This window comes from Microcoleus sp. N9_A1, from assembly GCF_036701795.1.
In the GTDB taxonomy this organism is placed as follows: Bacteria; Cyanobacteriota; Cyanobacteriia; order Cyanobacteriales; family Microcoleaceae; genus Microcoleus.
Window position 1 is genome coordinate 1 of sequence record NZ_JAUBRI010000007.1, and the last position, 14,169, is coordinate 14,169.

Genomic DNA, 14,169 nt, shown 5'->3' on the forward strand with positions numbered 1-14,169 from the left:
AGGAGCGGAATGATGGGAAACTATCACGTTCCGTTTTGGAGAGCAGTGGAGGAGGCGACTCCTTCACTGACTTTAATTATCCTCAGAAAAGCAATCCCAAATGCGTTTAGCAATGGGATAGGGAGCTGCGTAGTTCAGCCAAGGCGGGTCAATCCGCTCGAAGTGAAAGTGAAAGGGGAGGGATTCAACGCCTCCCATGTCATGCAATAAATGACTATACTTTTACCAACTATTGCATCACTTTTTGTGTAAGTCCTATGGCACTAATTGTTCAGAAATATGGCGGAACCTCGGTTGGTACAGTCGATCGCATTTTGGAGGTAGCCCGACGAGTTGTAAAAACAGCACAGCTCGGCAACTCTCTCGTTGTCGTACTTTCGGCGATGGGGAAAACCACCGACGGTTTAGTTAAACTCGCTAAGGAAATTTCCGCAAATCCCAACAAGCGGGAAATGGATATGTTGCTCTCCACTGGGGAACAAGTCTCGATCGCACTTTTAAGCATGGCATTACAGGAAATGGGACAGCCCGCAATTTCCCTCACCGGCGCCCAAGTCGGCATCGTCACCGAAGCCGCCCACACCCGCGCCCGGATTTTGCGGATCGATCCGGCGCGGCTGCAAACCCAGTTAAAGAGCGGTAAAGTCGTTGTGGTTGCCGGTTTTCAAGGCATCGCCGACGCGGGAGAATTGGAAATTACCACCTTGGGCCGTGGCGGTTCCGACACGACAGCAGTAGCCCTCGCCGCCGCGCTGCGGGCCGACAGGTGCGAAATTTATACCGACGTGCCCGGAATTCTGACTACAGATCCGCGCTTGGTTGCCGACGCGCAATTGATGGACGAAATCACTTGCGACGAAATGCTGGAATTGGCGAGTTTGGGCGCAAAAGTCCTGCATCCGCGCGCTGTAGAAATTGCCAAGAATTACGGCGTGCCGCTGGTAGTGCTTTCTAGCTGGAGTGACGCCCCCGGTACGCGGGTAGTGTCCCCCCCACCGCAACCCCGGCCTTTGGAGGGCTTGGAGCTCGCAAAAGCGGTGGATGCGGTGGAGTTTGATTTGGATCAGGCGGGGGTGTCGTTGTTGCGTTTGCCCGATCGCCCCGGCGTAGCAGCGCGGTTGTTTGGGGCGATCGCCCAACAAAACCTCGATGTAGACTTAATTATCCAGTCAATTCATGAAGGAAATACTAACGATATTGCCTTCACCGTGACGCGAAAATCTCTGCAACAAGCCACCGCCGTTGCAGATGCAATTATCCCCACCCTCGGCAAGAATTCTCGCCCAGAATTGGGAGAACCGGAAGTGAAAGCAGAAGAGCGGCCAATAGCTAAAGTTAGCATTGCGGGTGCGGGAATGATCGGTCGTCCGAGGGTAGCCGCGCAGATGTTTAAGACTTTAGCGGATGCGGGAATTAACATTCAAATGATTTCCACTTCCGAGGTGAAAGTTAGTTGTGCGATCGATGCTGAAGATTGCGATCGGGCCGTTGCCGAACTCTGCAAAGCATTTGATGTCGCCAATTCCCCTATAGGGCTGCATTCATCATCCCACAAACCGCCCGCAGTCCGCGCCGTTGCGTTGGATCTCAATCAAGCGCGTCTAGCAATTCGCCAATTGCCCGATCGACCCGGAGTAGCAGCAAAATTGTTCGGACTTTTAGCCGAGGAAAATATCAGCGTAGACACGATCATTCAGTCGCAGCGCTGCCACAATATCGACGGCATATTAACTCGCGATATTGCATTTACCGTAGCACAAATTGACGCCGAAGCTGCTAAAAATACTCTCGAAAAAGCCGCCCCAGAATTTGGCTGGGGCGAAGTAGCAGTCGATACAGAAATTGCCAAAGTTAGCGTAGTCGGTTCCGGGATGGTAGCCAATCCGGGAGTAGCGGCAAAGATGTTTGAAGCGCTTTCCCGCCAGCAAATCAACATTCAAATGATTGCTACTTCCGAGATTAAAATTAGCTGCGTTGTGGATGAGGAACAAGGCGTAACTGCTTTGAAGGCTATTCACGCAGCCTTTGAACTTGCCGGCACCGAAAGAATCCAAGTTCCAGCTTAAGACAAGTTTGCAGTCGGGAATTAAGATTGCCTCCGATCGATCGGTGGTTGTATGGCGGTTTTCGGTAGGGACACGGCAGTGCCGTGTCCTTGCAAATATCGCGGACACAGCAGTGCTGTATCCCTACAAATACATTCGGATTTGGACACCGCAGTGCCGTGTTCATACAAATATCGATCGACTGTCAACAATGGAAGTTTTGAGTGCAAATTTCACAGGATGGGGCTGTGTTAAAATGAAATTGGCGATCGGCTAAAAGGGATTGAATCTTATGACTGTAGCAAAGGAACAGATTACTGATAGCGGTAGCAACTACAGCCGCTCAGGACTGAGTATCACTCTCAAACGTCTGGGAGAACTTTATGAAGGCGAAGATGATGAGGATGAATACGGCATTTTAAAACCCAGCGACTTTGCTTTTAAAACAGCACTTAATTTGGTTGTAGAAGCACATTCTATGATGGGAAGCAGTTTTCCAAAAGCATCAGCTTGTACAGATCATCAAGGCGGTGTTAGCCTGACTTGGACAAGTGTAAATCCAGCTTGTAAAGTTCGCTTGTTTTGTCCGTTTATTGACGATGACGAGCAACCTGTTCGCATTTATCATCGCAAAAATGATGAACACGGTTCAGAGAAGGTAATTTCAGCAACAACATTAGTCGAGCGGCTACAGTGGTTTAATCAAGCATGAACGAATAAAAATTTAGTAATCAGGCAGAGTTTGAACCACTACCTAATAGGGCTATTGTCTACCGGGCTTTACTTCGCAAACCGTGGATAAATGAGGATACTGGACTGGTTGAATCTGAAGCTTACTATTGGCGGAAAAATAAAAATGAACAGGGTATTTCTGTAAACATTGCTAGTGTTTGTTCTCCTGAAGAATGTGCTGCCAGATTCAGAACTTGTTATGGAGTTGCTCGCCTTGAGGTAGGTGGCATTCGCGAGTTAGGTTTAGATGTAATTCCTGACTCTATATCTCACGCTGAGATAGCAGGTCTACCTTATGCTGAAGAGGACCCTGAGATGGCTGATTTGCTGGCTGATTTGTTAGCACAGCAATCTCAAATTGTATGGAAACCGTCGCAAATATAGCGCAGCAAGTTGTCAAATAATTTCACAGCATGAGGCTGTGTTAAAATAAAACTGGCGATCGCCTAAAAGGGATTGAATCTTATGACTGTAGCGAAAGAACAGATTACTGATAGCAGTAGCAATAGCGGTTTATTGAATTTCCGAATCACTGTCGAACGTCTGATCGAGCTTTTAGATTTAGAAGAAGAGGATGAGTACGGAATTTTGAGACCGACTGAGTATGCTTTTAGGACAGCTATGAAGTTAGTTGTTGAGGGCTACGATAGCATGGGAAACAGTTTTCCAAAATGCTCTACAGGTACAGATGACCAAGGCAGTATTAGACTGGCTTGGCAAAATATAAATGCCGATCGGAGAGTATGCTTATTCTGCCCGCACTCTTCTGATGAGAAAGCTTACATTTATCATCAAAACAGTGAGGAATATGCCTCAGAAGATATTACTTCAGGAGCAATTTTAGTTTATTGGCTAGAGTGGTTTAATGAAAAATGAACGAGAAATATTCTCGGAGTGTATCAGATGGCAATTCCTTCGTTTTATTTGACAATAAATTTTGACTTAATATTTCTTGCGCGATCGCCTCCACCACCGGCACACAAACCGAATTCCCAATTTGCTTGTAACTTTCCCCCGCACTCGGATAACTTTTAAAATCTTCAGGAAAACCCATAAGACGGTAACATTCCTTCAGCGTCAACTTTCTCACCATATCTTGCTCAGGAATGTAGATAAAAAACCGGCCCGATGTTTCTTGCGAAGGAATAGTCGGATGCACTCCATCTACCGAATAAATGCGATTAGGCTGTCTGTGAACTCTCGATAAATGTTCTGTATTCGGCCTTACGCCAGTTTTCCAAGTACCTTTATTTCTGTAACCTACAAACAACAGTCCCGAATCTTGCTTTCTCGGAGACTCAATTAAAGTATACTCGGATTTATCCAATATTTCAAAATCCCCTGTATTGTCTAAAAATTCCCTGAGTTTTGGAGTCAACTGGGTTTTAAGCCGAGAAAAATTGAATGGTTTACCTTTAGTTGCAATAATAAATATTCTTTCACGATGTTGAGGAATTCCAAAGTCTTTAGCATTCAGCGTTTTGTAATTCACGCTGTATCCCAAATCTTCAAGACTGGCAATAATTACTTTTAAGGTATTTCCCTTGTCGTGATGGATTAAGTGCTTGACATTTTCGAGAACGATAACTTTAGGCTGCTTGACTTTGATAGTTTTACAAATCTCGAAAAAGAGCGTGCCTCTAGTATCTTCAAAACCCAACTTTTTGCCGCAAATGCTAAAAGGTTGGCACGGAAACCCGGCGACTAAAACATCAAAGTCTTCTAACTCGGCGGGATTGATGTTACTGATGTCGGCAAAAGGAACTTCACCGAAATTTTCTGTGTAAACTTCTCCGCATTTGCTGTTAATTTCGCAGGAAAAAACGCATTCAAAGCCCACTTTTTCAAAACCTTGCCTGAAGCCTCCTATTCCCGAAAACAAATCTATAAATTTCATCTATAATTTAATACTAAATCTTACTCAAGCCAATCCTAACATATTTTGTTTCTCTCTGTTCTTTCACTCTGCGTTCTCTGCGCTCTCTGCGGTTCAAAATACTAATTTAAACAAAAACCCCGCGCCGGACAGGGCATTGCCGTGTCTACAGATATCGCCGAGAATGTCGATCGCCCAAAAACTCTCAAACTTGTCCCGCAGCCGACTAAACTAGAAATAGCAGAAAAAATTACAGCTATTGTCTACTTCCTTTCACCAACCATGAGTCAAACCTTGGAAAATCTCATAGCCATCGATGACAACCTCTCCAAACGCCACCTAGACCTCGATCCGGGCGGCTACTTCATCATCTACCTCGATCGCGAAACCAGCTTAATTTGTGCCAAACATTTCACCAACATCATCGACGATCGCGGCCTCGCAGTCGATCCCGAAACTGGTAAACCCATCCCCGCCCGTGGCAAAGTAGAACGCACGGAGGTCACACTTTTTAGCGGCAGAACCGCCAAAGAACTTTGCGTCAAAATCCTAGAAGAAACCCGCCCCAGCCCGGTGACAATGTTAGATCACGCGGCTTATCTGGGACGGGAATTTGTACGGGCAGAAATTGCATTGTTGAGCGATCTAGAATACGTTCAAGATTAGTCCAGCCGCGCCAGAATTTATTGACAAAACGGCAACTTACTAGACTGGCATTGCATTCAGGCGATCGTTATTCTTGAAATTATCCGCGTTCATCTGTGTGTATCAGCCTGTCATCTGCGGTTGAGCTATCAAAGATTTATGCAATGCAAGTCTATTGTATCTGACAGCAACCGATTACGAAAAACCTTGATACCAGAAATAAGTCACCATCGGAATCACTGTCGCCAACACCAACAGCACAACCACAACAACTGTGGCATTGCCTTGATCGGTTTCTTCAGCTTTTTTAAACGTGCCTTCAACTTGAATGTTATCAACAACTTCAGGCGCGCCCGGATCGGGTTCACCGGACAAAACAGTTGCAATGCGCGAACTGGCCTCTGTCAAAGCCTCGTTGTATTTGTTAGCTTCCCGCAGAGGCACTTGCACAGTTTCCCCAGCTACACTCTGGGCAATTTCATCGGATAGCAGGGATTTCACCCCTTCGCCGGTGCGAATTGCCGCGCTGTTGGTAACAGTGTCGAGAACGAGTAAAATTTGATTAGTCTGGTCTTCTTTTGCCGGAAACCACTGTTCAAACAGTTGGTCGGTGAAAGTGGCAGCCGTTTCGCCGTAGTCTAAGCGGTGGATGGTGACAAACCTGACTTGTTTACCTGTTTGCTGTTCCAGGTTGTCGAGTTCGCTGCTGATATTGCTTTCGCTGCTGCGGCTGAGCACGTCGCCTTTGTCAAACACCCAAGTTTGATCGCCCGCCGACAACACCGGCATTTCGTATACGCCCGTCGCCAATGCCGGCAGTACCGCCATCTGCGATGCGATCAGGACGATCGCGATCGTCGCCGCCAAAGGTTGGAGATATTTTCTCCAGTTAAATAATTGCTTCAGGAGTCTAGTCATGAGGTTAACCGTAAAACTGACTTTTTTCCAAAAATACTATAGAAACCCCCGTAAAATTCATTTTATGCAGAGCAATATTTACAATTAGCTCGCCAGTGGAACTCCCCGCCCGATTATTTTAGGATTCTAACTATGGAACCAGCAGACAGTTATAAAGGTTGGATTATTCAATCCCAGAAAGTATTCTACGTCGAAGTTTGGGATAGCCGCGGCAACCGCCACGTCGCCGTCCAAAATGCCAAGACTGAGGAGGAAGCTTTGGAATTGGCCAAAAAGTGGATAGACAAATATGAGTCAAAACCCGGAAGAATGCCGATCGACGTACCCCATCCTTTCGGAGACATGATCGATATGCCATTTTAAGTCAGTTGACTGTTGACTGTTGACTGTTAACTGTTAACTGTTAACTGTTAACTGTTGACTGTTGACTGTTAACATTACAGATTGTAGGGTACTCTACTATAGAAAAAACCTCTTCAAATCGAGAAATTATGGCAACTGACGCATCCGAATAATATGCCAGTTGCGTCCAAGACTGCATTTTTCCTGAAATACAATTACGAAATTCCTCGCAATTTCCGCGTATTTTCCACTAAACTGCGAGCAAATTCGTCGAACCTTTCAGACAGTTTTTCATCCAACAATTTACCATCAGGACTAAAAGCTTTCCAAGCTTGTCCGATCGCAATTTGTTCAGGAATTACCCAAGCGTGCACCCATCTCAAAATCACGCGCAAATCGTTGAGTGCGTTGCTGTTAACTTGCCCTCCCAAAACGCTAATCCCACCCGCAACTTTCCCGTCCAAATGCTCAAAACTCATCAAATCCAGGGCATTCTTGAGAGCACCGCTGATGCTACCGTGATACTCCGGCGTTGCCAAAATCAAGCCGTCGGCTTGCTTAACCGCATTTCGCAGCTTTTCCACATCCGGGTAATCGAGATAATCATTCTCACCGTCGCAGAAGGGCAGCTTGAGCGATCGCAAATCGAATATTTCAACTTCCGCGCCCAGGGCCTGCGCCCGTTCTGCTGCCACGTTCAACGCTAACTGGCTGTAGGAGCCAGCCCGCAAACTTCCACCAATGCCGACAATCTTTACCATAAAACTTAAAAACAATAACTGTCGTGACTAAAGCGTACTCATTACGACTATGATTAATGTAGCAAGTTCGATCGGCAACTGTCAATCGATTTTAGATTTTAGATTTACGGATGTGGTCCAGAAACCGGGTTTTTTGAGCAAAATACTTCGTTGCAGCCCGCAGATTCGGTAAAAAACCCGGTTTCTGAGTCGCAATGCGTAAGTTCAGGGAGGGGGCCGAGAAACCGGGTTTTTTGACCAAAAGACGCGTAATAGCCGACAGATTTGGTAAAAAACCCGGTTTCTGAGTCGCAGTCGGTTAAAAACCCGCCATCTTGAGCGCCTATTGAAATACCAGCGACAGATAAACCCATTCAACACCCGCCCTCTTGTTAAAATAAATGAACGTAACAAACCACAAGCGGTCAATCTTGGCAGTCTTCAACCTTGGGCAAAGCAATATGAAAAATTCTTGGAAACACGCATGGCTGGGGCATCTAGCTGTAAACAAAGACAAATCGAGCCAGAATCCTAAAAAATCAATTCCAGGACGGAATCTTTGGCGCATCCTGGGCAGTTTGGTGATTTCTCAAGGAATATTGCTCTCGACCCCGGTGTTTGCCGACAGCGCGCCAAACACCATGAGTTACAGCCAACTGATCGACAACATAGAAAAAGGGCAAGTCAGTAAAATCGAAGTAGACGAAACTCAAAAAACTGCCAAGGTGAGGCTAAAAAATCAAAAAAGCGATCAAACCCAATCAGTTAGTCTGTTCGACTACAACAACCGAGAACTGTACTCGCAAATCCGTGCCAAAAAGATTGACTTTGAAGTCAAACAAACAGCCGACAACGCCGCCGCAGTCAGTTTAGTAGTAAACTTGCTAGTGATTTTTGCTGTGTTGGCAGTGTTGATGGCAATCCTGCGCCGATCGACCCAATCTCAAGGAAATGCCATGAACTTCGGCAAATCCAGAGCCCGTTTCCAAATGGAAGCCAAAACCGGCGTGATGTTCGACGACGTAGCAGGCATCGAAGAAGCTAAAGAAGAACTTCAAGAAGTCGTAACCTTCCTCAAAAAACCCGAACGCTTTAACGCGATAGGCGCCAAAATTCCCAGAGGAGTTCTGTTAATCGGGCCTCCGGGAACCGGTAAAACAATGTTGGCAAAAGCCATCGCAGGCGAAGCAGCCGTCCCCTTCTTTAGCATCTCCGGTTCGGAATTTGTCGAAATGTTCGTCGGAGTCGGCGCTTCCCGCGTCCGCGACTTGTTCAAAAAAGCCAAAGAAAATGCCCCCTGCATCGTCTTTATCGATGAAATAGACGCGGTAGGAAGGCAGCGCGGCGCCGGTATCGGCGGCGGAAATGACGAACGCGAACAAACTCTCAACCAATTGCTGACAGAAATGGACGGCTTTGAGGGTAACAGTGGCGTGATTGTGATTGCAGCTACTAACCGCCCTGACGTGCTCGATACTGCCCTGCTGCGGCCCGGCAGGTTCGATCGGCAAGTAACGGTAGATTTGCCCAGTTACAAAGGGCGTTTAGGGATTTTGCAAGTTCACGCGCGCAACAAAAAACTCGACCCAGAAGTTGCCCTAGACATGATCGCCCGCCGCACTCCCGGCTTTTCCGGCGCTGACTTGGCAAACTTGCTCAACGAAGCAGCTATTCTCACAGCGAGGCGTCGCAAAGACACGATTACTAACTTAGAAGTTCACGACGCGATCGACCGGATCACGATCGGACTCACCCTCAACCCGCTGCTGGACAGCAAGAAAAAGTGGATGACAGCATACCACGAAGTCGGACACGCCCTAGTCGCGACAATGCTCAAAAATGCCGACCCGGTTGAAAAAGTAACGATTATTCCGCGTTCCGGCGGCATCGAAGGCTTTACGAGCTTTGTGCTTGACGACGAAATGCTCGACAGCGAAGGTTTGAGGAGTCGGGCTTTGCTGTTAAACCGAATTAAAGTAGCTTTGGGGGGACGGGCGGCGGAGGCCGAAATTTATGGCGATGCTGAAATCGACACCGGTGCCGGTAGTGATCTCAGAAAAGTTAGCAGTCTCGCGAGGGAGATGGTAACGCTTTACGGAATGTCGGATTTGGGGCCTGTGGCTTTGGAAAGTCCGAACAGTGAGGTGTTTTTGGGCCAAAACTGGAATTCGCGATCGGAGTATTCCGAAGACATGGCAATTAAGATCGATCGGCAAGTCCGGGAAATTGCCTTTAACTGCTACGAAGAAGCTCGCCGGATTATCCGCGAAAACCGCGCTTTGGTAGACAAACTTGTCGAAGTGCTGTTGGATGAAGAAACGATCGACGGCGACGAATTTCGCCAAATTGTCCAGCGGTACACCGAGTTGAGCAAAAAAGAGTTGGCACCAACGTAAAGAGTCAGTTGGCAGTTGGCAGTTGGCAGTTGGCAGTGGTCAGTGGTCATTAGTTATATCATGTCCGCCTAATCACTTACGATATGTCCGCAGGGAGTGAAACGAAGCAATCGCAATGTTTCTGCGATTGCTTCTCTACGGTCGCAATGACAAGTGTTTAACCGGACAATATATTATTGCTAATGATTGTCAACTGACAACTGACAACTGACAACTGTCAACTGTCAACTGTCAACTGTCAACTGTCAACTGTCAACTGTTTAAGATTGTTGCGCGTACATTTCCCGGAGTACCAAAGCCGGGTCTACCCAGCGGCCGCCGTACTTCAATCCCCAGTGCAAGTGAGGCCCACTCGTGCGGCCGGTCATCCCAACTCTGGCAATTCTCGCACCCGCAGGCACTGTTTGACCTTGCCAAATTTGCAAGGTACCTTCGCGATCGGTATAATAACGCCCGCCGTTAGCCGTTAGCACTCGGCCTCTGAGGTGACAGTAGATGTGTTCCCAATTTCCCGATCGCACCACCATACCAGTGCCGCACCGGCCATCTTCCCAAACTTCCACAATTTGGCCGCCCCACCAATTGCGGATATAGCTGCCTTCCGGGGCTGCCAAGTCCAAACCGTAATGAAAATCCCCGCCACGGGGGCCGAAGGCGGAAGTGTATGTTTCAAAGTTTTCGACTGGAAAAGAAGCTTCTTGCCACAAATTACCCGTCGCTACTCTGCTTGGTAAGCCTGACTGAGCTTTGACCACCTGCTGCTGCAAATAAGGGCTGATCAACACAATGCCGATCGAAAGTGCCAGCAGCAGCATCTGTCTGAGACGAAAAAAGCGTTTTGCCGTCAGCGGGCCTCTAGAGTCTTGCAGGATTTTTTTCACGGCTCAAAGTTAAATGTGTGTGTGAGTGTGCGTTGTCTGTTAGGCTCACTTCTTGCACCAATGTCAATAAAGCTTTCAGGGGCGGGCTTTCCGGCCCACCCCACAAAAAAATCATTCTTTGTGGAACGGGCCCCAGATCCCGTTTCTGAGGTGCAAGATGTAAGTTATGCCAATTCGCTGCAAGATTGGCTTTGAGCTCTACCCGCGATCGCGAATCAGTTTATCAACAACGTGTATCTTACTCGATCCAAAACCCGTGTCAAGGCTTCCGGGTAAATGCCCAGGGGTGATAAAAAAAATTTGCCGAGGAATTCGTGCTGCGGTTGAATTCGATCGAGCTTTTGCTTGACACTATAGTTAAGTTCGGGGATTTTGGATGCCGTCTGAAATCTCAAATTCATCACAAACACCAAGCAATGCTTACTGAAATTTTTCCCTTTAGTTTTGCCATAGACGCAACTGCGATCGCCGGTGCGTCCTTGTGGTCTTTGGCCCTGTACTGGGGCCTGTCGCCCCTGACAGAATGGGTAATCCTGCAACTCAACCGCTGGATGAATTTTGCCGAGAGATCCCTCTACACCTCAGAAACCGAGTTTGAAAGAACCCGCCAAGCCAGAGAATCTCAAAATGCCTTTTATGCTTCGCTGTTGAGCATTCTGCCCTTTTTGATTGTGGGCGGATTGTGCAATTGGGGCGTCGAATTGTCTCTGGGCACCAGTTGGGCGGTATCTATGGGTACGATCGCCTGTATTGGCGGCGGCGTTTACGAACTCGGCCGCCGAGACGGTCAATCTTAGGCGATTTGAGATTTGGGATTTGGGATTTTGGATTACTCAAGATATTCGGAGATTTACCAGCCTCTAGAATCGATCGCAATCTCAAATCCAAAACTCCAACTCTCAAATAAATATGACATTTTCCGTTTATTTGTCGATCGCGCCTCAAACAAAATTAGCAATGTATTTTAACCGTAATTTGACTCAGGATGTTTGCCTAAAAGTCGCAGTTGCCGTTCTGTAGCGGTAGCGATAATTTCGGGATTGAACTGCCACGGCCAAGGCGAAAATTTCTGCGCGATGTTGCGGTGGGAATAATGCACTTGCAGCATATAGCGACTACCATCGACAGTGGTATTTCTGCCGCCAGAGTGCCAAATTTCACTGCGGAAAAACAGCACATCTCCAGCTTTGCAGACAACTGGTTCTAGGGAGTGTCCGTTCCAAGTTTCTTCCCCGCGATCGGGTTTTCTACCCGATTTGTGACTGCCAGGAATAATATAGGTAGGACAGAGGTCTTCTGTGATGTCACTGAGATAGAAATGGGCTGTACAGATCCATACTGGCAGTTGAAAAGTGCGATTTTCTTCAATGGCTCCGCTAACAGCAAACACGCTTTCGGGCAGTGGCACAAACACCTGATCGACGTGGACGCGCCAACCGTCGTAACCGGGCCCACTTTTCCATGCAGTCATGCCGATAATGTGGCAATCGCTGCCCATCAATGCTTCTGCCAATTCAATGATACCAGGTCGATCGGCATAGGAAAGCCACAGCCGATCGCGATTAAACACGCATTTAAAATGTTTGTTCAATTCACTCCAACTGCTACCATCAAGTCCGAAGGGTTGCAGGCGATCGAGTGCTTCCCGGGCCGCCACCATTTCCGACTCGTCGAGCACACCGGGAATCAGCGCAAAACCATCTTCATGTAACGCCTCTACCGCCCCTGCTGTATCGGAAAGCTCACAAGTCTTTTGCCGATAGCTGAAAACTTCGCTCAAGGTGCTTGCCTTCATAATTCAAATTCGAGTAAAATTATTAACTGTTATTAAATTAACACTAATTTTGCTCGATATTTGCATACTAGGAAGTTATTGTAGGGTGCGTCAGTTATAAAATCTTTGCTAAACACAGATCGGACTTTTGCTGACGCACCCTACGGACTCAGATATAATTGACACGTCTGATTTGGAAATAAAATGAAATACCAACCAGAACCAACATTATTAAATCAAGCCCGCGCCGCCTTCAAAGAAATCTGGGGATACGACGACTTTCGACCGCCACAAGGAGAAATCGTCGGCAGTTTGTTGGCCGGAAAAGATACAATGATAATTATGCCGACAGGTGGCGGCAAATCTATCTGCTTTCAACTGCCAGCTTTGTTACAAACAGGCTTAACTTTGGTGGTTTCGCCCTTAGTCGCCTTGATGGAAAATCAAGTGCAAGAATTGCGCGATCGCAATTTGCCCGCTTCCCTTCTTCACAGTCAACTGTCAGCACAGCAGCGCCGACAAACAATGCAATCGCTGCAACAAAATAAGTTGAGATTGCTGTATTTGTCTCCCGAAACATTGCTCAGCAAACCAGTCTGGGAAATTCTCAGTCAGCCGCAAATCCAAATCAACGGTTTAATATTAGACGAAGCTCACTGTTTAGTGCAGTGGGGCGATACCTTTCGACCAGCTTACCGCCGTTTGGGAACAGTGCGATCGGCTTTGTTGAAAGCTAAACCAGAAGGTAGTAAAATTGCGATCGCAGCTTTCACCGCTACCGCCAACCCGGAAGCACAAAAAATCATCAAAAATGTCTTGCAACTGCAAAAACCAGAAGCATTTTTGCTAAGTCCCTACCGTTCTAATCTGCACCTGCAAGTGCAGACTGTCTGGACACCGAGGGGACGCAAACAGCAGTTATTAAATTTTATCAAAGCTCGACCAAAACAAGCAGGTTTAGTCTACGTCCGCACGAGAAAAGATAGCGAAAATTTAGCAGATTTGTTGGAAGAAGCAGGTTATAAAACCGCAGCCTATCATGCAGGTTTGAGTCCTGAATCGCGCCGAAACATAGAAACAGCTTGGCTAAATAACGGTCTTAAATTTGTGATTTGTACCTGTGCTTTCGGGATGGGAATTAACAAGCCGGATGTGCGGTGGGTTGTTCACTTTCAAGCACCTTTGCTATTATCGGAATACATTCAGGAAATTGGTAGAGGCGGACGCGACGGCAAATCGGCGATCGCTCTGACGTTGATTAGTGAACCTACGGGTTTGCTTTATCCCGATGACAAACAAAGAGCACAATTTTTTCAAGATAAATTGCGATCGCAATACCGAGAAGCGCAGCAGTTAGCCAAAAAACTGCCAGTTAAAGGCGATATAGAAGCCGTTTCTCGCGAATTTCCCGAAAGCGCGATCGCCCTTTCCATATTGCACAGCAGCGGACAATTAACTTGGCAAGATCCTTTCAATTATGCGATCAATAAATCTCCACAGCAAAAAGCGGAAAAATTAAATTTTACTGCAGCGGAAGAAATGGCAAAATATCTCAAACATCGCGAGTGCAGGTGGCAATTTTTGCTGCAAGCTTTTGGGTTTGCCAAGGAAGCTAAATCAATGCGCTGCGGCCACTGCGATAATTGTCGATAGAATTGACGATTATACTCAAACGACTTAACCACTCCGACCAAAGAAACCGGGTTTTTTACCCAGTCTGCGGGCAAAAACGAAGTATTGCTGTGAAAAAACCCGGTTTCTCGCTACCCGTGCGATCGCCAACTAACTCACAGATGTTATGATGAAGATATTTGCTTTAC

15 protein-coding genes and 1 pseudogene are annotated in these 14,169 nt (G+C 47.0%); 10 read left to right on the forward strand and 6 right to left on the reverse strand.

Annotated features, from left to right (window positions below; all coding sequences use genetic code 11):
• The 5 genes and pseudogenes from QUA58_RS04675 to QUA58_RS04695 form a co-directional block, all read left to right on the forward strand.
• Positions 1-210 (forward strand): annotated as a pseudogene (locus tag QUA58_RS04675) (hypothetical protein); the annotation flags it as partial.
• A 47-nt stretch (positions 211-257) separates the two neighbouring features.
• Positions 258-2,066, forward strand: a complete 1,809-nt coding sequence (locus QUA58_RS04680) for an aspartate kinase (protein ID WP_333393186.1) — start codon at positions 258-260, stop codon at positions 2,064-2,066.
• Positions 2,032-2,322 (forward strand): hypothetical protein, encoded by a 291-nt coding sequence (locus QUA58_RS04685; RefSeq protein ID WP_333393187.1) that lies wholly within the window; start codon positions 2,032-2,034, stop codon positions 2,320-2,322. Before QUA58_RS04680 ends, QUA58_RS04685 begins: the two co-directional genes overlap by 35 nt.
• A 15-nt stretch (positions 2,323-2,337) precedes the next feature.
• Positions 2,338-2,757 carry a hypothetical protein gene (locus QUA58_RS04690; protein WP_333256046.1) on the forward strand — a complete coding sequence of 140 codons (420 nt, stop codon included), beginning with the start codon at positions 2,338-2,340 and terminating at the stop codon, positions 2,755-2,757.
• Between the two features lie 485 nt (positions 2,758-3,242).
• Positions 3,243-3,653 carry a hypothetical protein gene (locus QUA58_RS04695; protein ID WP_333256049.1) on the forward strand — a complete coding sequence of 137 codons (411 nt, stop codon included), beginning with the start codon at positions 3,243-3,245 and terminating at the stop codon, positions 3,651-3,653.
• Here QUA58_RS04695 and QUA58_RS04700 read toward each other — a convergent pair.
• Positions 3,640-4,674 (reverse strand): DNA (cytosine-5-)-methyltransferase, encoded by a 1,035-nt coding sequence (locus QUA58_RS04700; protein WP_333393188.1) that lies wholly within the window; start codon positions 4,672-4,674, stop codon positions 3,640-3,642. The genes QUA58_RS04695 and QUA58_RS04700 overlap by 14 nt on opposite strands.
• Before the next feature lie 261 nt (positions 4,675-4,935).
• Between QUA58_RS04700 and QUA58_RS04705 the strand changes: the two genes are divergently transcribed.
• Positions 4,936-5,319 carry a DUF4346 domain-containing protein gene (locus QUA58_RS04705; RefSeq protein WP_333393260.1) on the forward strand — a complete coding sequence of 128 codons (384 nt, stop codon included), beginning with the start codon at positions 4,936-4,938 and terminating at the stop codon, positions 5,317-5,319.
• A gap of 174 nt (positions 5,320-5,493) precedes the next feature.
• On the opposite strand, the gene psb32 is transcribed toward QUA58_RS04705, so the two are convergent.
• Positions 5,494-6,216 (reverse strand): photosystem II repair protein Psb32, encoded by a 723-nt coding sequence (gene psb32, locus QUA58_RS04710; protein WP_333256053.1) that lies wholly within the window; start codon positions 6,214-6,216, stop codon positions 5,494-5,496.
• Between the two features lie 132 nt (positions 6,217-6,348).
• Here psb32 and QUA58_RS04715 point away from each other — a divergent pair, with 132 nt between their 5' ends.
• Positions 6,349-6,579: a hypothetical protein gene (locus QUA58_RS04715; protein ID WP_333256055.1), complete on the forward strand. Its 231-nt coding sequence runs from the start codon at positions 6,349-6,351 to the stop codon at positions 6,577-6,579.
• Between the two features lie 194 nt (positions 6,580-6,773).
• On the opposite strand, the gene QUA58_RS04720 is transcribed toward QUA58_RS04715, so the two are convergent.
• Entirely contained in the window at positions 6,774-7,319 is a 546-nt protein-coding gene (locus tag QUA58_RS04720) for an NADPH-dependent FMN reductase (protein ID WP_333393189.1), read from the reverse strand.
• A gap of 104 nt (positions 7,320-7,423) precedes the next feature.
• Positions 7,424-7,672: a hypothetical protein gene (locus QUA58_RS04725; protein ID WP_333256059.1), complete on the reverse strand. Its 249-nt coding sequence runs from the start codon at positions 7,670-7,672 to the stop codon at positions 7,424-7,426.
• Between the two features lie 87 nt (positions 7,673-7,759).
• Between QUA58_RS04725 and ftsH the strand changes: the two genes are divergently transcribed.
• On the forward strand, positions 7,760-9,694 hold the full coding sequence (ftsH, locus tag QUA58_RS04730; protein ID WP_333393190.1) for an ATP-dependent zinc metalloprotease FtsH: 1,935 nt from the start codon (positions 7,760-7,762) through the stop codon (positions 9,692-9,694).
• Between the two features lie 260 nt (positions 9,695-9,954).
• On the opposite strand, the gene QUA58_RS04735 is transcribed toward ftsH, so the two are convergent.
• Positions 9,955-10,509, reverse strand: coding sequence for a M23 family metallopeptidase (locus tag QUA58_RS04735; protein ID WP_333393261.1), 555 nt, complete (start codon positions 10,507-10,509; stop codon positions 9,955-9,957).
• Positions 10,510-10,991: 482 nt separating this feature from the next.
• On the opposite strand from QUA58_RS04735, the gene QUA58_RS04740 reads away from it, so the two are divergent.
• Positions 10,992-11,372, forward strand: a complete 381-nt coding sequence (locus tag QUA58_RS04740; protein ID WP_333393191.1) for a hypothetical protein — start codon at positions 10,992-10,994, stop codon at positions 11,370-11,372.
• A gap of 167 nt (positions 11,373-11,539) precedes the next feature.
• Here QUA58_RS04740 and QUA58_RS04745 read toward each other — a convergent pair whose 3' ends face one another.
• Positions 11,540-12,370, reverse strand: coding sequence for a phytanoyl-CoA dioxygenase family protein (locus QUA58_RS04745; protein WP_333393192.1), 831 nt, complete (start codon positions 12,368-12,370; stop codon positions 11,540-11,542).
• A 183-nt stretch (positions 12,371-12,553) separates the two neighbouring features.
• Here QUA58_RS04745 and QUA58_RS04750 point away from each other — a divergent pair, with 183 nt between their 5' ends.
• A complete protein-coding gene (locus QUA58_RS04750) occupies positions 12,554-14,002 on the forward strand; it encodes an ATP-dependent DNA helicase RecQ (protein ID WP_333393193.1) in 1,449 nt (482 codons plus the stop codon).
• Positions 14,003-14,169: the final 167 nt, after the last annotated feature.

Excerpts from the sequence above, each read along its gene's own strand:
- QUA58_RS04680 (WP_333393186.1), top strand. The coding sequence starts at position 258 with ATGGCACTAATTGTTCAGAAATATGGCGGAACCTCGGTTGGTACAGTC.
- QUA58_RS04690 (WP_333256046.1), top strand. The coding sequence starts at position 2,338 with ATGACTGTAGCAAAGGAACAGATTACTGATAGCGGTAGCAACTACAGC.
- QUA58_RS04695 (WP_333256049.1), top strand. The coding sequence starts at position 3,243 with ATGACTGTAGCGAAAGAACAGATTACTGATAGCAGTAGCAATAGCGGT.
- QUA58_RS04700 (WP_333393188.1), bottom strand. The coding sequence starts at position 4,674 with ATGAAATTTATAGATTTGTTTTCGGGAATAGGAGGCTTCAGGCAAGGT.
- QUA58_RS04705 (WP_333393260.1), top strand. The coding sequence starts at position 4,936 with ATGAGTCAAACCTTGGAAAATCTCATAGCCATCGATGACAACCTCTCC.
- psb32 (WP_333256053.1), bottom strand. The coding sequence starts at position 6,216 with ATGACTAGACTCCTGAAGCAATTATTTAACTGGAGAAAATATCTCCAA.
- QUA58_RS04715 (WP_333256055.1), top strand. The coding sequence starts at position 6,349 with ATGGAACCAGCAGACAGTTATAAAGGTTGGATTATTCAATCCCAGAAA.
- QUA58_RS04720 (WP_333393189.1), bottom strand. The coding sequence starts at position 7,319 with ATGGTAAAGATTGTCGGCATTGGTGGAAGTTTGCGGGCTGGCTCCTAC.
- QUA58_RS04725 (WP_333256059.1), bottom strand. The coding sequence starts at position 7,672 with ATGGGTTTATCTGTCGCTGGTATTTCAATAGGCGCTCAAGATGGCGGG.
- ftsH (WP_333393190.1), top strand. The coding sequence starts at position 7,760 with ATGAAAAATTCTTGGAAACACGCATGGCTGGGGCATCTAGCTGTAAAC.
- QUA58_RS04735 (WP_333393261.1), bottom strand. The coding sequence starts at position 10,509 with ATGCTGCTGCTGGCACTTTCGATCGGCATTGTGTTGATCAGCCCTTAT.
- QUA58_RS04740 (WP_333393191.1), top strand. The coding sequence starts at position 10,992 with ATGCTTACTGAAATTTTTCCCTTTAGTTTTGCCATAGACGCAACTGCG.
- QUA58_RS04745 (WP_333393192.1), bottom strand. The coding sequence starts at position 12,370 with ATGAAGGCAAGCACCTTGAGCGAAGTTTTCAGCTATCGGCAAAAGACT.
- QUA58_RS04750 (WP_333393193.1), top strand. The coding sequence starts at position 12,554 with ATGAAATACCAACCAGAACCAACATTATTAAATCAAGCCCGCGCCGCC.